At 66.2% G+C, this 17870-nt stretch carries 18 protein-coding genes; 9 read left to right on the plus strand and 9 right to left on the minus strand.

What is annotated here, in order from left to right; genetic code table 11:
• The first annotated feature begins 208 nt into the window (after positions 1 to 208).
• On the plus strand, positions 209 to 604 hold the full coding sequence (locus ACQY8M_RS27935; RefSeq protein ID WP_428662724.1) for a hypothetical protein: 396 nt from the start codon (positions 209 to 211) through the stop codon (positions 602 to 604).
• An 80-nt stretch (positions 605 to 684) separates the two neighbouring features.
• A complete protein-coding gene (locus tag ACQY8M_RS27940) occupies positions 685 to 1551 on the plus strand; it encodes an HpcH/HpaI aldolase/citrate lyase family protein (RefSeq protein WP_428662727.1) in 867 nt (288 codons plus the stop codon).
• A gap of 123 nt (positions 1552 to 1674) precedes the next feature.
• On the opposite strand, the gene ACQY8M_RS27945 is transcribed toward ACQY8M_RS27940, so the two are convergent.
• Both ACQY8M_RS27945 and ACQY8M_RS27950 read right to left on the minus strand, forming a co-directional pair.
• Positions 1675 to 2889, minus strand: coding sequence for a CaiB/BaiF CoA transferase family protein (locus ACQY8M_RS27945; RefSeq protein WP_428662729.1), 1215 nt, complete (start codon positions 2887 to 2889; stop codon positions 1675 to 1677).
• Between the two features lie 28 nt (positions 2890 to 2917).
• Complete coding sequence (locus tag ACQY8M_RS27950; protein WP_428662731.1) at positions 2918 to 3925, minus strand: C-terminal binding protein; 1008 nt, start codon at positions 3923 to 3925, stop codon at positions 2918 to 2920.
• Between the two features lie 233 nt (positions 3926 to 4158).
• On the opposite strand from ACQY8M_RS27950, the gene ACQY8M_RS27955 reads away from it, so the two are divergent.
• The gene (locus tag ACQY8M_RS27955) at positions 4159 to 4467 is read left to right on the plus strand and encodes a putative quinol monooxygenase (protein ID WP_428662734.1); all 309 of its coding nucleotides are present in this window, start codon (positions 4159 to 4161) and stop codon (positions 4465 to 4467) included.
• On the opposite strand, the gene ACQY8M_RS27960 is transcribed toward ACQY8M_RS27955, so the two are convergent.
• On the minus strand, positions 4464 to 7316 hold the full coding sequence (locus tag ACQY8M_RS27960) for an ATP-binding protein (protein ID WP_428662737.1): 2853 nt from the start codon (positions 7314 to 7316) through the stop codon (positions 4464 to 4466). The genes ACQY8M_RS27955 and ACQY8M_RS27960 overlap by 4 nt on opposite strands.
• Before the next feature lie 236 nt (positions 7317 to 7552).
• On the opposite strand from ACQY8M_RS27960, the gene ACQY8M_RS27965 reads away from it, so the two are divergent.
• The 6 genes from ACQY8M_RS27965 (at position 7553) to ACQY8M_RS27990 (ending at position 12070) form a co-directional block, all read left to right on the plus strand.
• Positions 7553 to 8008, plus strand: a complete 456-nt coding sequence (locus ACQY8M_RS27965) for a GlcG/HbpS family heme-binding protein (RefSeq protein ID WP_428662739.1) — start codon at positions 7553 to 7555, stop codon at positions 8006 to 8008.
• Between the two features lie 45 nt (positions 8009 to 8053).
• The gene (locus tag ACQY8M_RS27970; RefSeq protein ID WP_428662741.1) at positions 8054 to 9427 is read left to right on the plus strand and encodes an NAD-dependent succinate-semialdehyde dehydrogenase; all 1374 of its coding nucleotides are present in this window, start codon (positions 8054 to 8056) and stop codon (positions 9425 to 9427) included.
• Between the two features lie 61 nt (positions 9428 to 9488).
• A complete protein-coding gene (locus ACQY8M_RS27975) occupies positions 9489 to 10544 on the plus strand; it encodes an NAD(P)-dependent alcohol dehydrogenase (protein WP_428662744.1) in 1056 nt (351 codons plus the stop codon).
• 130 nt (positions 10545 to 10674) lie between these two features.
• A complete protein-coding gene (locus tag ACQY8M_RS27980) occupies positions 10675 to 10989 on the plus strand; it encodes an ArsR/SmtB family transcription factor (protein ID WP_428662746.1) in 315 nt (104 codons plus the stop codon).
• Positions 10986 to 11426 carry an SRPBCC family protein gene (locus tag ACQY8M_RS27985; protein WP_428662749.1) on the plus strand — a complete coding sequence of 147 codons (441 nt, stop codon included), beginning with the start codon at positions 10986 to 10988 and terminating at the stop codon, positions 11424 to 11426. Before ACQY8M_RS27980 ends, ACQY8M_RS27985 begins: the two co-directional genes overlap by 4 nt.
• Entirely contained in the window at positions 11423 to 12070 is a 648-nt protein-coding gene (locus ACQY8M_RS27990; RefSeq protein ID WP_428662752.1) for a glutathione S-transferase family protein, read from the plus strand. The genes ACQY8M_RS27985 and ACQY8M_RS27990 overlap by 4 nt, the downstream gene beginning before the upstream one ends.
• Positions 12071 to 12092: 22 nt before the next feature.
• Here ACQY8M_RS27990 and ACQY8M_RS27995 read toward each other — a convergent pair whose 3' ends face one another.
• Genes ACQY8M_RS27995 through ACQY8M_RS28020 form a run of 6 tightly spaced genes read right to left on the minus strand, consistent with a single transcriptional unit; the run spans position 12093 to position 17785 of the window.
• The gene (locus tag ACQY8M_RS27995; protein ID WP_428662754.1) at positions 12093 to 13169 is read right to left on the minus strand and encodes a HupE/UreJ family protein; all 1077 of its coding nucleotides are present in this window, start codon (positions 13167 to 13169) and stop codon (positions 12093 to 12095) included.
• Complete coding sequence (locus ACQY8M_RS28000; protein ID WP_428662757.1) at positions 13166 to 13717, minus strand: hypothetical protein; 552 nt, start codon at positions 13715 to 13717, stop codon at positions 13166 to 13168. Before ACQY8M_RS28000 ends, ACQY8M_RS27995 begins: the two co-directional genes overlap by 4 nt.
• Positions 13714 to 15249, minus strand: a complete 1536-nt coding sequence (locus ACQY8M_RS28005; RefSeq protein ID WP_428662759.1) for a GldG family protein — start codon at positions 15247 to 15249, stop codon at positions 13714 to 13716. The genes ACQY8M_RS28000 and ACQY8M_RS28005 overlap by 4 nt, the downstream gene beginning before the upstream one ends.
• Positions 15250 to 15253: 4 nt before the next feature.
• Complete coding sequence (locus ACQY8M_RS28010; protein WP_428662762.1) at positions 15254 to 15955, minus strand: ABC transporter permease; 702 nt, start codon at positions 15953 to 15955, stop codon at positions 15254 to 15256.
• Positions 15952 to 16884: an ABC transporter ATP-binding protein gene (locus ACQY8M_RS28015; protein ID WP_428662764.1), complete on the minus strand. Its 933-nt coding sequence runs from the start codon at positions 16882 to 16884 to the stop codon at positions 15952 to 15954. The genes ACQY8M_RS28010 and ACQY8M_RS28015 overlap by 4 nt, the downstream gene beginning before the upstream one ends.
• A 22-nt stretch (positions 16885 to 16906) precedes the next feature.
• Positions 16907 to 17785: an N-acyl homoserine lactonase family protein gene (locus ACQY8M_RS28020; protein WP_428662767.1), complete on the minus strand. Its 879-nt coding sequence runs from the start codon at positions 17783 to 17785 to the stop codon at positions 16907 to 16909.
• Positions 17786 to 17870: the final 85 nt, after the last annotated feature.

The raw sequence follows: 17870 nt of genomic DNA on the forward strand, positions 1-17870 counted from the left end.
GAACATGCGCGCGACCTCAGCCACAATCTCGAAGGGAACGCAGCGAGGTGCTGCTGCACGTGGCGATGCATGCCGCCGGGCATCGCGGGCAGGTCGCACTCCTGCTACAAAAGAACGGCATCCAGCCCGTTCCGGACCGTATCACGGATTTCCTGAAAGCGGAGGATCCCCGTCCGGGCCCGCAGGCCCCCGCCATCGAGGTAGCAGCATGACGACTCCCTTGTCGCTGGAACGTTTCCCTCTCCATCTCGGCCTCGGCGCCCGGGCCGTGTCGGAGCCCGAGTTCACCGGCATGGAATGGTACGCGGGCTATGCCGAGCGCAATGCCGCCGACGGCACCGAAGGGCGACTCGTCTCGCAATACAGCTTCAGCGAGAGCTGGACGAGCTGGGAACGGCATCCGGCCGGCGAGGAGGTGGTGATCTGCACCGCGGGCGAGATCACACTTTTCCAGGAGCTTCCGAACGGGACCGAGAGCGTAACCCTGCGACCGGGCGAATACGCGATCAACCCACGCGGCGTCTGGCACACGGCCGATATCGCCGACCACGCGACGGCGCTATTCATCACCGCGGGTATCGGGACGGAGCATCGCCCTCGTTGACGGCGATGCGCCGGGCGAATGAGATGCGCTGGCCGTTCCGCCGCCCCTGGCATCTTCACCGATAGCCCTATGGAAATTCCATGCCCGCGTACCGCAGCTTTCTCTTCGCTCCCGGAAACCATGCGCGGAAGGTCCAGAAAGTCTTCGACTGCGGCGCGGACAATGTGATCCTCGATCTGGAGGATGCGGTCGCCAAGGCCGAGAAGGTCGCGACCCGCGCGCTCGTCGTGGAAGCGTTGAAGCGACCGCGCAGGGGCGGCGCATACGTGCGGGTCAACGCCTTCGGCACCGAGTTCTGCTATGGCGACGCGGTGGCAGTGGTCGGGCCCGGCCTCGACGGCATCATCCTGCCGATGGTCGAGAGTCGCGACCAGATTGTCGCCTTCGACTGGCTGGTCGGCGCGCTGGAACGCGAGCGTGGCCTGCCGATCGGTGGCGTCGACATCATCCCGATTATCGAGACTGGCAAAGGTATCGCCAATGCGCGGAGCATCGCCGCCGCCGGCACGCGCGTAAAGCGCATGGCCTTCGGGGCGGGCGACTACACCCTCGACATGAACATGGAATGGACGCTCGGCGAGAGCGAGCTGGAGCACGCCCGGGCGGAGATGGCCGTGGCGTCGCGCGCCGCCGGCCTCGAAGCGCCGATCGACACCGTATGGGTGCACATCAACGATCTCGAGGGTCTCACGCGTTCAGCCAAGCGCGCCCGGCAGCTCGGCTTCCAAGGCAAGATGTGCATACACCCGCCACAGGTCGCGTTGGTGAACGGCGCGTTCACGCCGACCGAGACGGAGATCGCCTTCGCGCGGCGCGTCGTCGCCGCCTTCGAAAAGGCGGAGCGCGAAGGGTCATCGTCGATCCAGCTGGACGGCTACTTCATCGACTATCCGATCGTCTACAAGGCGCAACGCACGCTCGACGCCGTCCGCGCTACCGCAGCCTGAAAGCCTCATCGGAACGCTCATGCTCTTCCGGACCGCGAGCCTCCGGCTCGCTCAGATTCATGAGGCGAGCCGGAGGCTCGCGGTCCGGAAGATGGACACCATGAGCCCATTGGAATGGCGCGGTCAGATCACGCCTTCGGTTTCGAGGCTGCGCAGATCCGCGGCACTCATTCCCAGCAGCCTGCCGTAAACCTCCGCGTTGTGCTGGCCCAGGCCGGGGCCGAGCGTGTCGACGCCGCCCGGCGTGTCGGTGAGACGAGGCACTACGTTCGGCACGGCGAGCTCGCCGGCGCGCGGGTCGCGCACGCGGGCGATGTTGCCCCGCGCGGCATAGTGCGGATCCTGGAAGATCTCGTCGACCGACGCCACGATGCCGCACGGCACCTCCGCCACCTCGCACAGGCGCACGACCTCCTGCTGAGTGTGCTTCCTTGCCCAGTCGGCGACGAGGCCGTCGACCGCAGGGCGCTGCTTCTCGCGCTTGGCGATGGTGCCGTAGATGCCGTCGCCGGCCACCTCGGGTCGGTCCATCAGCCCGGCCATGCGCGCGAAGATCTTGTCGTTGGTGCAGGCGATGGCGATCCACCGTCCGTCGCCGGTCTGGTAGTGACTGTGCGGGCAGACATTGGGCGCCGCCGCGCCCATGCGCCGGCGGATGAACCCGACCTTGTCGTACGCCGGCGCCATCTCGTCGAGGATACGGAAGATCGGCTCGTACAGCCCGATGTCGATCTGCTGGCCCCGTCCGGTGGCGTCGCGGGCGCGCAGTGCCATCATCACCCCAAGTGCGCCGTAGAGTCCGGCCATGTAGTCCGCAAGGGTTGCCGAACCCGGTGTCACGGGCGGACCGTCGGGATCGCCGGCCAGGAAAGAGATTCCGCCGAAGGCATTGCCGATCCGCCCGAATCCCGGCTTGTGGCTATAGGGCCCGGTCTGGCCGTAGCCCGAGACCCGCAGCATCACGAGGCGCGGATTGACGCCGCTCAGCACGTCCCACCCGAGACCCCAGCCTTCCAGCGTGCCCGGCTGGAAGTTCTCGGTCAGCGCGTCGGCCTTCGCGACGAGCTGCTGGAGGATCGCCGCCCCCTTGGGCGACTTGAGGTTCAACGTGACCGATTTCTTGTTGCGCGCTTCCGACAGCCAGACCAGCGTGTCGCCGCACTCGCTGACCGTGCCGAGCCTGCGGCACGGATCACCGACCTTGGGCTGCTCGACCTTGATCACCTCCGCGCCGAACTCCGCCATGAGGGTCGCGCAATACGGCGCGGCGATGTAGGTCGCGATGTCGATCACGCGCAGTCCGGCGAGCGGACGGTTGTTCGAGGCACTGTCGGACACGATGCGGTTCCCTTACCTGGTGGCTTGATCAGAACATGTCCGGCGTGATGACGTTCTGCGGCCGCGGTCCGACCATCGCCGCGCGCATAGTTTCCGCCGACTTGAGCCTGATGTCGTCCCAGGCCTCGGGCGTGAAGAAGGCGGAGTGCGGGGTGATGATCAGCCGCCCCTCGCACCACGGCTCGCGCGCGCGGTAAGCGCGCAGGAGCTCGGGGATGGGCTCGACTGGCGGCTCGACCGGCAGCACGTCGAGCCCGACACCGGCGAGATGGCCGCGCTTGAGGAGGTCGGCGAGCGCATCGACATCGCAGATCGGCCCGCGCGCGGTGCTGACCACCACCCCGCCCTTCGGCATGCGCTCCAGCATGGCGCGCGAGATCATGCCGCGCGTTTCCGGGGTCAAGGGAGCGTGGATCGACAAGGTGTCGGTCTGCTCCATCAAGGCCTCGAGCGAATTGACCCTTTCGACGCCGACCCCGAGTTCCGTGCCGTTCGGCATGTACGGATCATAGGCGACGACGCGGAACTGGAAGGCCTTGGCCCGCAGCGCCGCCGCGGTGCCGATGCGGCCCAGGCCGACGATGCCGAAGGTCTGCACCCCGTTGCGCCGCAGCAGCGGGTCATTGATGTAGCGCCACGGCGCAGGCTGCGGCCGGCGCTGGGCCTCGAGATGGAGGGCGATGCCGCGGCGGAGCGACAGGGCAAGGGCGAGCGCATGGTCGGCCACCTCGGTGGTACCGTAGTCCGGCACGTTGCACACCATCACGTTGCGCGCCTCGGCCGCCTTGCGATCGATCTTGTCGTAGCCGACGCCCATGCGCACGACGCAGGCGAGCTTGGGGAACTTGGCGAAGTGCTCGGCCGTCATCCCGAGCCGCAGCGTCATCAGCCCGTCGACGTCCGCGCAGTCTCGATCCTCGAGCTGCGACAGGTCGGAGACGTTGCGCCACACCACGCGCACGTCCGACCCGAACACCTCGCGCTCGACCTTGTCGTTGTCGTACAGCTTCTCCGCGTAGAGCACCGTCTTGATCATGGCCTGGGCATTCCCTCCGTGACACGGCGCATCCTAGCAACCGCCGGCTACACCTCCAGCCGCTGCTTGTCCGCGACGCGGCGCCGATTTCGACCAGCAGACGCGCGGCAGCCGGCCGATCAGCGACGTATCGGATTTTACCTCCTTTTACCGGCCGTCTCCGGCTCTCTGCGATACAGTTCCAAACGAACAGCGGGCAGTGCAATGCCGGGCCTTGCCGAAGGACTGCGATCATGACGACCCCGATCAAGATCATGGCGATCCTCACCGCCCACCCCGGCAAGGCCGGCGAACTGAAGGCGCTTCTCCACGGCATGATCCCCCACTGCCGGGCCGAACCGGGGAACCTGCGATGGGATATCTGGCAGGATCGTTCGCAGGCAGACCGATATGTGCTCGACGAGCTCTATGAGAACGACTATGCCGTCGCCGCGCATCGTGAGACGCCGCATTTCAAGTACTATCTGGCCGGCATCCACGATCTTGCCGACCCCGTCGCATTCGTCCTCGAGCCCGTCGAGGTTGGGTCTCCGGAACTCTAAAGCGGCGCTCTGCCACCGCCGGCACGCTGCAGAAGCCGGGAGGCTGCCATCAAGTCCCTTGTCGCAAAGCCTTCGTTGAAGCGGCGATAGACCGGGGAAAGCAAAGACATCGCCTCATCGGATCTGTTCGTGCGGGCATGATGAGCGGCCAGATCGGTGGCTATCCTGAGCTCATAGGACAGGGCCTTGATGACATGGGCCTCGTCGAGCGCGCTCAGGAGAAGCTCCTCGGCGCGCTCATGATACCCTGCCCGGTCCAGGACAAGGGCCTCGATGCGCATCAGCTCGGAACGGCACCATCGTTCGCCCAGCTGCGCCTCGTAGCGCATCGCCTCCGCGATCGCATCGCTTGCTTCGTCCAACCGGCCTTCGCGCACGAAACTCTCTGCGAGAATGCCGATGCATCCGGCAACGCGCTGGACGAAGCGACTCTCGATGATCTCGTCGATCGCCCCCCTCATCCGCGAAATCGCCGCCTTGTTGCCGCGCAAGTCATCGAGCGCTGCAGCATAAAATCTCTGGATCGGAACCCAGAGCCCGATCGTCTCCCGCTCCAGGATGGACAGCAGCCTGGTCGTGTATCGGTCGAGAGCGTCGAGATCGCCGATCCAATAAGCCACTGGACAGCCCGCCACCGCCAGCACGTTCGACTGCGATGCCAGATGGCCGAGACCTTCCGCCGCCTCGATCGCATCGCGCGCAACGGCCGCCGCCTGGTCGGGACGTCCGCTCATCCAGGCAATGACGGGAATGTAGCAGCGAATGCCGATGAAGCGGTCGACCTGGAAGCCGGCCATCCGCGAGCCCCTGCCGACGCGCGAATGGGTCGCCGCCAGTCCTTCGAGCACCGCCAGGCTTTCCGCCAGCTCCCCCGTGTGCGCCTTTGCCCAGGCCAGCATGCGCTCGCCTTCCGGAGACAGGGACCAATCCTGGCGGCGGGCACAGATCGCCCGAAACTGCTCGAGCCGGCCGATCGAATCGGCGATGCGTCCGATGCGCATCAGGTAGATGGCAAGACCGACCAGCGCCTGCAGCTCGTAGGCGAGGTTGCCCGCACGCCCCGCGAACACCATGGCCGTCAGCCAGGCTTTCTCGATCTCGGCCACGTACGTCCGAGCATACATCATGCTCCAGGCACGAGACATCGCCAGCTTGGTCTTCAGAAGATCGTCACATCGGAACGTCTCCGCATGTTCCAGCGCCACTTCAACCCTGCCCTGCGCCTCCGCGATGAGCGACGTCTCGAACCACAGCGGTATGGTGGCAACGGTCAGGCGGACACCGAGTGCGGCGTCACCCGGGTCGCCGAAGGCCCATGCAAATGCAGCCTGCACATCGGCGGTACGGCCCAGGTAGCTTTGCGTCCAGTCGTCGCTGTCGCGCCACCCCCACTCCGCCTCCGACTGCTCGAACAAGGCGAGGATGCGCCGCGCGTGGGAACGCCGCGCCTGTGCGTCGAGTCCAGCCTCGTGCCGCTTTTTCGTCGCATAGCGCCGCGTGCTGTCGAGCAGACGATAGCGTAAACCGGCACCATTCACTTGTGCGGTCAGCAGCGACTTGGCGACGAGCCCTCCCAGGCCGGCGATGACATCGAACGGAGCGAGGGCCCGCGCCGCGGCGACCGCCACGACATCTTCCAGGTCGAACGCGCCGACGAAGACCGATACCAGGCAGAAGATCGTCGCTTCGTTCGGCGCCAGGAGGCCGAAGCTCCAGTCGATGGCGGCCAGCAGCGTCTCATGCCGCGGCGACGCCCCGTCGGTACGTTCGTTGTGGAAGCCGAAATGCTCGTCCACCATTGCGACCAGCTCTTGCGGCGTGTGAAGGTCCAGCTTGCCCGCCACCAGTTCGATGGCCAGCGGAAGTCCATCGAGCGAACGACAGATCTGGGCGACAGAAGCGCAATCTGCGTCGACGAGCTGGTATCCGGCCCACTCGGACGCCCGGCGGACAAACAGCTCCACGGCAGGAAACCGAAGGACATCGTCGATGCTGGCAGGGGTGCCGTCAGGCGGGACTGCCAGCGCATCGAGCCGCATCACACTTTCGGAGGGTACGCCCAGCGGTTCGCGGCTGGTGACCAGCAGCTTGGACCTGCCCGGTTGGCTGGCGAGCTTGCGGGCGAAGATGGCGACTGCCGGAAGGACATGCTCGCAATTGTCCAGCAGGACAAGAATCGAGCGTTGTCGAAGGTGATCGACGACCGCGGTCAGCGCATCTCCCATGTCGCCGCGCAACCCCAGAGCCGCGACCAGCGCAGACGGAAGCAGAGTCGGATCGTCTATCGTCGACAGATCGACAAAGCGCACGCCGTCCGGACAATCCGCTTCGAACGCGCGCGCGGCGGCGATGGCCACGGTGGTCTTGCCGACGCCGGCGGGACCGAGCACGCTGACCTGCGACTTGCCCCGCAGCCGGGCGAGCAGATGCGCGATCTCCCGCTCTCGCGCGACGACATCCCGCGGCAGGGGCAACCTGCCCGGCCCGCCTGCTTCCGGAGTGACACCCGCATCGGCGATATCGGCGACGCCGAGTTGCACGGGCGCCACGAAGCGGTAGCCCCGCCCGGCGATCGTTGCGATGTAGGTCGGCTGCTTCTGCGTGTCGCCCAGCGACCGACGCAGGCTGTGGATGTTGACCTTGAGGTTGCTCTCGTGGACGAAGATGTCCGGCCAGGCGGCGGTCATCAATTCGTCCTTGGTTATCAACTCACCGCTGCGTCGCACGAGCAGGTGGAGGAGTTCGAATGCCCTGCCCCCCAACCTGACGGCAGAGCCGTCGAGGACGAGCAACTGTCGGGCCGGCAAAAGACGGAACGATCCGAACGTGTAGGCAGATTCCTGCGGCATTGGACTTTTTACACTCTACGATAACCGGCATCGGCGCTGCCCTCGCATCGTTGCGATCCGACTATGCGAAACGGTCGCAGCAAGCACAATCGCGGTCGTCGGCACCGCGACCGGGCAGCGAAGTCCCCGGTTTTACTTCGTTTAACCTGCGTGCCGCCGCGTGGCCGCTATAACCGTAACCATCGGCTGCCTCGAGCGATCGGCGGCCTTCATGCTTCGACGACGCCGAGGATGACATGCCACGGTCATACGACAGCCTAACGCTCGAAGAGGCGAAGCGAATGCTAACGGCCGCCGAGGCGAAGGCCGCGAGCCTCGAGGTCGCCTACAATGTCGCCGTCGTCGATGCAGGAGGCCACCTGCTCGCCTTCCTGCGCCAGGATGGCGCGCTCGTCGGCAGCATCGACCTCGCCATCGGCAAGGCGACGACTGCCAGGCTCTTCGACAAGACGACCGCTCATCTGGCAGAGCTGGCGCAGCCGGGAAAGCCGCTGTTCGGCATCCAGCAGAGCAACGCCGGCAAGGTCGTCATTTTCGGCGGCGGCATTCCCGTCATGCTCGATGGAAATATTGTCGGCGCCGTCGGCGCCAGCGCCGGGACCGTCGAGCAGGACATCGCCGTGGCCGAGGCGGCAATCGCCGCGCTCGGTCGCTCGCCCTCCGCTCCGAAGGCAGGGCGAAGCGCGCAATAGCACGAGAACACTCCGTTCCGATTCCGTCGCGGAAGGGCAAGAACCATGCCGTACACGAGCGTCAACCCAGCAACAGGCGAAGTCGTCGAGACCTTCGCCAATCACACGGACGCCGAACTCCAGTCGGCTTTGTCCATCGCTCACTCGCTCTTCAAGTCCGATTGGTCGAAAGGGCGGATCGAACCACGGCTCGGGGTGCTCTCTCGCATCGCTGACCTGATGGAAGAACGCATGGAGCCCCTTGCACGGATACTGGTGCAGGAAATGGGGAAACGCCTTTCGGAGGCGCGCGACGAGGTCCGGCTCAGCGCCGATATCGCGCGTTACTACGCCAGGAACGCCGCGACCTTTCTGGCGCCGGAGAAGATCCGGACCCCGCGTGGCGAAGCCTGGGTCGAATATCACCCCATCGGCGTGATCGTCGCCGTCGAGCCCTGGAACTTCCCCTACTATCAGCTGGTTCGCGTCGCCGGTCCCAATATCGCCATCGGCAACCCCGTGCTGGCCAAGCATGCCAGCATCGTTCCGCGAGCCGCCGTCGCCTTCGAGGAGGTTGCGACGGCTGCGGGTGCGCCGAAGGGCACATGGACGAATATCTTCGCGACCGGCGAGCAGATCGCCACTCTGGTCGCCGACGACCGCGTCCAGGGAGTGGCGCTGACAGGTTCGGAGAAGGCAGGCAGCATCGTCGCCTCGCAGGCCGGCAAGCATCTCAAGAAGTCGGTGATGGAGCTCGGCGGCGCCGATGTGTTCGCGGTGCTCGACGACGCCGATGTCGACAAGGCCGCCGAAGCCGGTGCCGCCGCCCGCCTGTATGGAGCCGGACAGGTCTGCAACGGAGCGAAGCGCTTCCTGATCCAGGAGAAGATCGCCGACAGATTCCTGAAGAAATTCACCGACATCCTCGCCGGCATCAAGATCGGCGACCCGATGGACGAGAGCGTCGGCCTGGGACCGCTATGCTCGGTGAACGCGCGCGACGACATCGCCGCGCAGGTCGAGAGGGCGGTGAAGGCCGGCGCCACGCTGCATCACGGCGGCGCTGCGATCGAGGGACCCGGTGCCTTCTTCCAGCCGACGATCCTCACGAACGTCACGCGCGACAATCCCGCCTATTTCGAGGAGTTCTTCGGTCCGGTGGCACAGGTCCATGTCGTGCGCGACGACGAGCAACTCGTCGAGATCGCCAACGATTCGCCCTTCGGCCTGTCGGGCGCGATCTTCAGCGCCGACATCGACAGGGCCAGGGCCCTGGCATCGCGGATCGAGACCGGCTCAGTCTGGATCAACACGCGCTCGTCGACCGCTCCCGAGCTGCCGTTCGGCGGCGTGAAACGGTCCGGCTACGGTCGCGAGCTCTCAGAATTCGGGATCAAGGAACTCGTCAACCCGAAGATGGTCGTCGTCGCCAAAGGCTGAACGTCGCCGACGACCCACCCGCAAGTCTCCACCCCAAGCATCGACACGAAAGGACACAGACATGAAAGCCGCGCGCCTGCACGAGTATGGCAAGCCCCTCGTTCTCGAGGACGTGCCGGTTCCCGACATCCAGCCCGACGATGTTCTCGTCCAGGTCAAGGCGGGCGGAATGTGCCGCTCCGACGTGCAGCTGATGGACGGATACTTCCGCAAATACGCCGACATCCCGACGCCGATTACGATGGGCCACGAGATCACGGGCATCGTGCACAAGATCGGCGGCGTCGTGCCCAAGGCGGCCGGACTTCGGGAGGGCGACCACGTCGTCGTCGCGCCCGGATGGGGCGACGGCACCTGCCGTCACTGCCTGGTCGGCAACACGCATATCTGCCCCAACGTGCGCTGGCCAGGCTTCGGTCCATACGGCGGATTCTCCGAATTCTTGCCCGTCCCGGCACGCTACGTGATCAAGGTCGACAAGCGCCTCGACTTCGAGGAGCTCGCGCCGCTCACCGATGCCGGCCTGACGCCCTATCGCGGCATCAAGAAGCTGCGCGATGCCGGCGCGCTCGGCCCGAACCGGGTGATGGGCGTGTTCGGGATCGGCGGGCTGGGCGCATACGCCGTCCAGTACGCCAAGCTGCTCGGCGGCGGTGCGACGGTGGTCGCCTTCGCCCGTAACCTCGACAAGCTCGCGGTCGCGAAGGAATACGGAGTCGATCACGCCATTGCCATCAAGGGCAAGTCCGCGGCCGATATTGCCAAGGAGCTCGGCAAGGCCACGGGCCAGAGCGACCTCGATGCCGTCATCGACTGCACGGGCGCGCCCGAGATGGTGCAGCTGGCCTTCGCCCTGCTCTCGATCAGCGGCCACTATGCCGATGTCGGGCTGGTCGGCGATCGCATCGACATTCCGTTGTTCCCGCGCGTCTCGCGCGAACAAACCCTGCATGGCTCATACTGGGGCAACAACACGGACCTGACCGAGGTCATGGCGCTGGCCGCACAAGGCAAGATCCGCCACACCATCAAGCCCATCAAGTTCGAGCAGCTCAATGAAAACCTCGAGCTTCTGAGGGCGGGCGAGATCGTCGGCCGGGCCGTGATGACGTTCTGATCGCCGGGCGGACACGCGCCGCCGCTCAGGAGAGCTGAGCAGCCCCTGGGACTCGGAGATGCCTGACGGTTGACTCCTGCCAGGCACCGAAGCGATACTTCGCCACATGGTGAAGTATCAAACGTCGAGCGTGGACCGCACGTTCTCCGCGCTCGCCGATCCTACCCGGCGGGACGTCCTGCTACGGCTGAAGGAGGAGCCCGGGCTGTCGGTGAGCGAGCTCGCCCGCCCGCTTTCGCTGAAGCTTCCCGGGTTGATGAAGCATCTGGATGTCCTGTCCGATGCGGGATTGATCACGCGGACCAAGACCGGCCGCACCGTGTCGGTTCACCTTTCGGTCGGGCCGATGCGGGAGGCGATGGAGTGGCTCGGACGGTATGAACGCTTCTGGACGGTAAGCATCGACCGGCTCGCTGCGCTCGTGGAAGAGGATGGCAGCCGATGACCAGGAACCTGCCGAGCGTGACCATCGTGCGCAGGATCAAGGCCCCACCCGCCAAGGTCTGGGCGGCGATCACGCAGCCCAAGCTAATGATGCAGTGGTGGGGTCCCGACGCGGGGCCGACACTCCGCGCCGAGGCAGACGTGCGGCCCGGAGGCCGATTCAGCATCGTATTCAGGTTGCTGAATGGCGAGGAGCACAACCCCACTGGAATTTATCAGGAAGTGGTTCCCGAGAAGAAGCTGGTTTTCACCTGGGAATGGCCCGGAATGCCGGAAAGAGAATCGCTGGTCACTTTTCTGCTTGCGCCGCACGACAGCGGCACCGAGCTGACACTGCTCCACGAGCATCTTCCCGACGAAGAGGCGCGCAAAAGTCACGAGCAAGGCTGGAATGGCCTTCTCGACAAGCTCCCCTCTTTCCTTGGAGATCCCGAATGAGTGAACTGGTGCTGACGACCTACGATTGGGTTCCCGAATTGCCGCGCGGCCACGTGCGCGACATACGGGTGCGTTGGGCGCTGGAAGAGGCCGGGTTGCCCTATCGCGTTGAGAGTACGCCGTTTCGCCCTCGCAATGCGGAGCACTTCTCGCACCAGCCCTTCGGCCAGGTGCCGTGGCTGACCGATGGCGACATCTCGATCTTCGAAAGCGGCGCGATCCTGCTTCATCTCGGCGAGCGCAGCGACGCCCTGCTGCCCGCCGATACGCGCGGTCGCAGCGACGCCAAGGAATGGCTTTTCGCGGCCCTCAACTCGGTCGAGGCAGCGAGCCAGCCCTGGTCCTTGTTGGCGTTCTCGGGCGAGAGCGACACAACGGCGGCCTGGAGGCTTTTTGACGGGTTCCTGAAGGTCCACCGACTTCAACATATGGAGCCGGTCTTGGCGGCGCGCGAATGGCTCGCCCGGAGCTTCTCCGTCGCCGACATCCTCATGGCCGACGTGCTGCGCCTGGTCGATCGGTTCGGCGGCCTGGCGAACTATCCCGCTTGTCACGACTATGTCGCGCGCGCCACGGCCCGCCCGTCCTTCTTGAAGGCACATGCCGATCAGATGGCGCATTTTGCGGCAGCAGATGCAGCTTGAGATGATCCGCTGCGGCGGCCGTCTACGGCAGGAAGGTCCGTTCCGTCAGTAGCCCGACCGCTGCCACCAGGACGACAGCCGAAATGACGGTCACCGCCCGCTTCTCCCAGGCGAAGCGGGACAGCAGGACGAGCGCCGGGAAGAGCAGCGCGACGATCATGGCCTGACCGGTCTCGACGCCGAGATTGAAGAACAGCAGCGACGAGAACAGCCCGTCGCGCGGCAGCTCGAGCTCGAGCAAGGCGCCGGCAAAACCGAATCCATGCACCAGGCCGAACAGCAGGCTGACCAACCATCGCCGCGATGGTGCGCGCTGCAGGAATATGTTCTCGCAGGCGACATAGGCGATCGATGCCGCGATCAGCGGCTCGATGATCTCCGCCGGTAGCCGCACGATCCCCAGGACCGAGAGCCCGAGCGTGAGGCTGTGCCCGACTGTGAAGGCGGTGACGATTGCCAGCAGCGATCCGATCCGCCCGCCGCGCAGCATCAGCGCGAAAAGGAAGAGGATGTGATCGAAGCCGGTCACGATGTGCTCGATGCCCAGCCGGAAGAAGCCGTACGCGCTTTCCGGTGCCAGTTCCGCGGCGGACGCCCCGGCCGGCGGGCCGCTGATCGCGACGCGCACTTCGGGCCGGTTCGGATCAAGCAGGAACTGCTCGGTTCCTGCCGGCCCCTCGATGCTGGCGAGCGTATGGTGGTCGCGGCCGAACACGGCGGAGAGCCCGTCACGCAGGGTCAATGTGCCGACCGCCGCCGCGCAGGCGTAGTGGATGACGACCACCACGATCGGTCGGCCGGGCTGGGCCGGCTGCACTGTGCCGGGCAGCGCCGCGCAGGGCGTGCCGTCGGCCGAAATCTCGACGTGGCGCGCGACGATGCTGGCGAGCGTATCTTGGTCGGCCGCAAGCGGCCCGTTCTGGGCCTTGGACAGCGCCTCGACGTCGAGCGTCAGGCTGTAGCGGACCGTCTCACCCTCGACCGTAATCCGCGCGAAGCCCGTCGTGCCGCCGGTGTGCGCCGCCGCCAATCCAACCCAATGGAAGAGCAGCGCGAAAGGCAGGAGCGCGCAGGCGAGACCGCGCCACCCGCGCCTCACCGGTGGAGGCTCCCGTCCAGCGCCTTCGTCCATTCCTCGCCGACGAATCGCGACAGGAGATAAATCCGAGGTTCGCCGTCGACCCGCACGTATTGCAGGTAGCCTTCCGGATTGTAGGCGCCGAACTGCGCCGCGAGCACCGGAGCGGGACCGTCCGCATAGAGCCTTGCCGCGAGGTGCGGCGGATCGAGCTCGAATCCCGCCACATCGGCGCCGGCCAGCTCCGCCGCCGGGATCTCGTTGACGGGCGCCGAGGTGTGCATCATCTGCACCGCCATGCTGAGGCGCTTGCCGGCGTCGCTACCGATGTCGGCGCCGTCCACCATCGCCCAGCTCTTGTCGCCGGTCCGCACCGCGCTGAGCCGCTCGCCGCCACGGATGATCTCAACCCGGCGAACCTGCTCCGGCAACAGGCCGAGGACGCCCTTCGCTTCGAAGGACACGTTCTGGCGCAGCACGGGCTGGCTGCCGCTCAGCACCATGCCGACGAGAAACACCAGCGCGACGAGCGCCACGGCCGGCAGGACGAACGTGCGCGCCCTGCTCATCGCCGGCGCCACCAGACGAAGCATCCGAGCGCGACGACCGAGAGCGGCAGCAGGATGACGATGATGCCGAATACCAGCTGGGTCTGCAGGCCCGTCAGGAGGATGTGGGGCGGCACGGGAACGCGCGCGGCAACGGCGGTGTTGCGCTCCTCGCGCGCCAGCCAGCGGATGGCGGACAGCAGCAGGTCGCTGTTGGCCATGTAGGGGAAGAACGAGTTGCTGGCGAAATCGCCGTCGCCGACGGCGACGACGCGCATCGGCTGGCTGCCGCCCTCGATCGTTCCCTCGGCGATCGCCCCCAGCACGCGCGGCCTCGGGACGGGCGGGACAACCGCGGCGGCATCGCCGACCGGGGCGGCCCCCGCGACCCGATGCTCCGCCGCCGCCACCGGCCGCGTATAGCTGTCACGGCTGCTCGCCAGAAGCGGCACGATCTGCACGCCTGCCGACGGGGCCGCAAGGCTCAGGGGCCGGATGCCGGGATAGATCGTCAACGACAGCGATCGCGTGACCGGGTGCCGATCGTAACCAGCGACTGCCACCAGCTCGGGATCGTTCTGGTAGTGACTCAACGGGTCGATGACGACCTGCTGCTCGAAGCGCATGCCGAGACCGGCCATCAGGCGCTCGAGCTCGGGCTCGAGCACGAAGCCGAGGTCGAACAGGAAAAGCGCGGAACCGCCTCGCCGCAGGAAGTCGCGCAGCGCGCTGCTCTCGGCCGGAAGCAGCGTGGTGCGGGGACTCGCCAGCACGACCACGGTGCAATCGGCCGGGACCTCCGTGCGTGTCGCGAGGACGACCTTCTGAACGTCGTAGCCCTGTGCTTCGAGCGCCCGGCGGAAACGTCCGACACCATGCCCGGGCATCTCAACGACGTGCGACGACGCATCGCCGTGGCTGTGGTCGGCCGCGTTCTCGAGATGCGTGTGGAACTCGAAATTGTCCATCGGCAGCTCGCCGTGGCCCTCGACAAAGCAGACCGTGATCTTGCGCTCGCGCAGCACGCGCTGGATGCCGAGCGCGATTTCGGACTCGTCGGTGCTGTGCACCAGCACGCGGCGTCCCTCCGCCTCGATCATTGCGGCGTTGTAGATCTTGATGCCGCTGGTGCGGGCGAGGGTCGGTTCCTTGTCGGGATCGACCGCCCGGAGCTTGAAGTGTGGATTGCGCCGCTCCATGACCTCGAGCACATCGCGGGAACGCTTCGCGGCGGGGTCGCGCGAGTTATAGAAATAGGTCACCGCGACATCGCGATCGAGCGCGTCGACCACCTTCAGGGCAGCGGGCGACGGCGTGTAGATCTTCTCGCGCGTCAGGTCGACATGGCCGTCGTGGAGGTGGAGCGCCACGTTGGCGAGCGCGCACACGCCCACGGAGGCGAGAACGATGCCAGCCATATAGAGCCTGCCGCGCCAGGAGCCGTAACCGATGTCGAGCGGCAGCCGGAGGGCGGCCCAGAACACCGCCACGATGGCCACGAGCCATCCGCCGAGCCAGAGCAGGGGGACGATCTCGAGCGAATGCTGTTCCATCGCTTCAGCGGCGCACGAGCGCGCGCACTGTCAGGAAAAGTCCCAACAGGATGACGGACAGAAAGAAGCCGGCATCGGACGTGTACATCGCCCCCACGGCGAAGGGCGTGAAGCGGGCCAGCAGCGACACGCCGAGGAGCCAGTTGTCGATCGGTGCCGGCAGCAGCGCCGCGAGCGAATCGATCGACCACAGCACGCCGAACAGGCCGAGCGACGCGACCGCGGCGACGATCTGGTTGGTGGTGAGCGCGGAGATGGCGAGCCCGATCGAGACCAGCGCGCCCGCGAGCAGGACCAGCCCGAGATAGCCGCTGTAGACCGGCCCCCAGTCGGGCCGGCCGAACAGCCCCAGGGTGAGCGCGTAGGTCGCGGTGAGGCCGATCATCGTCATGAGCATCAGCATCGCCGCCGCGAACTTGGCGAGCACGATGTCGATCTCGGGCGCCGGCGAGCTCAGCAGAAGCTCCAGCGTGCCGCCGCGGCGCTCCTCGGCGAACAGCCGCATGGTCACCAGGGGCACGAGGAGGACGAGCTGCATGGCCGACTGGAAGAAGATGTGGACGAGCGTCGCCTGCTTGGAGAGGGCCAGGGTGACGACGAAGCTGTAGCCGTTGAGGAGCAGAAAGACCGCGACCACCGCATAGGCGATCGGCGAAGCGAAAAGGGCGCGGATCTCCTTGACCGTGAGCGTGCGCAGGATCGTCAATGGACCGGCTTTCGCGCGGTGACCGCCAGGAAGGTTTCCTCGAGGTCCGAGCCGGCCTCTGACAACTCGACGACCGCGATGCCGGCGGCCCCGAGCCGGGCGACGAGCCGGTCGACCGCGGCAGGCTCCGCCGCCCGCACGCGCCAGGAGACCATGCCGTCCGCCACCGGCTCTTCGACGATCTCGGCCCCGGCCTCGGCCGCTGCCGCCCGCAGCAACGGCGTCACGCCGGCGCCCATATCGTTGCGGACCCTGAGGCGGACGAGGCCCGCGGCACCAAGCGGGCGCACGGCCAGCAGGCGTCCTCCGAGCAGGATGGCCACCCGATCGGCCAGCCGCGCGATCTCCGCCAGGATATGCGAGGTGACGACGATCGAGCATTGCTCCGCGAGGCCGCGGATGAGCTCGCGAAACTCGATGATCTGGCGCGGATCGAGGCCGTTGGTTGGCTCATCGAGCACCAGCAGGTCGGGTTGGTGCAGCACGGCCTGCGCGAGGCACACACGCTGACGATAGCCGCGCGAGAGCCGGCCGATGATGGTCTCGCCGACATCTCCCAGGCTGAGGCGCTCGCTGGCCCCCCCGATCGCGGCGCGCAACCCGCTGCCGTCGAGACCGCGCAGCCGGCCCATGAACTCGAGGAACTCGTTGACCCGCATATGGGGATAGAGCGGCGCGTCTTCCGGCACATAGCCGACCCGACGCCGTGCCGCCCGGCCGTCGCGCACGACATCGAAGCCGGCAACGCGAACCGTTCCCGCGCTCGGGCGGAGATAGCCGGTCAGGACGCGAAGGATAGTGGTCTTGCCCGACCCGTTGGGACCCAGCAGACCCATGACTTCGCGGTGGCCGACGTTGAAGGAGACGTCGTCCACCGCGAGGTGGGGACCGTATCTCTTGCTCAGGCCCTCGAGTGAAACCACCGCCATGGCGGAGCGACGGCTCAGGACCTCAGTCGTAGAATTCCGGCGCCTTCTTCATCGCCTTGAAGGCGTCCGGATCATGGGCGGTCATGAAGTCCGCCTTCTCCGTGGCCATCTGGTAGCGGATCCATTCGTAGGCGCTGAGCATGCCGCTCGGCGAGTACGCCAGCACGATGTTCGGCGGGACGCCCTTCTCGACGTTCTCGCGGAAGTAGGCGTTGTCACCGGTGAGGATCGTCAGGCCCTTGTTCTTCAGCTTCACCGTCATCATCTGGCTGCCCGGGGTGTGGCCGACCCAGCGCTTCACCACCACGGTGCCGTCGCCGAAGAGATCCTTGTCCCCCTCGAGCTGCAGCATCCTGACGGCGTTCGGGAGGTCGGTATTGGGTGAGCGCAGCGGCATGATGTCCCCGATCATGTAGGGACCGCCCGTGCCAGGCTGGGGCCAGAACGCATTCGCGATCTCGTCCTTCTGGAGCACGATCGTCGACTTCAGGAACTTCCCGACGTTGCCGCCATGATCGAGATGCATGTGGCTCGGGACCACGAAGGTGATGTCGTCCGGCTTCAGGCCGATCTTCTGCAGCTGCGTGTCGATGGCGACGTCAGGCGTGTTGACCGGCTTCAGCGCCTTGAACGCCTCGCCCCAATAGGACGGGTCGGTGATAATCTTGTCGTTGTTGCCGGTATCGAACAGCACGGTCCCCTTGGGGTGCTTGACCACGTAGAAACCCACCGGAACCTGGATGATGTCGGTCATCGAGGCAGTATTCAGCAGCGCGCCCTTGCCGATGGTGAGCGCTCCCGAACTGAAAGCGTAGAGCTTGAGATCCTGCGCGTACGACGAGGCACTGAACGCGGCTCCCGAAACGAGCGCCGCCAAACCGATCATCATTTTACGAATCATGCGACCCTCCCCGCTGAGGTAACGACCTAATTAGAGTCTGCTACAGGGTACGCGCAGCTATCCTGTGAAATGACCACATGCCTCG

It is taken from the genome of Reyranella sp., from assembly GCF_965279465.1.
GTDB lineage: Bacteria > Pseudomonadota > Alphaproteobacteria > Reyranellales > Reyranellaceae > Reyranella.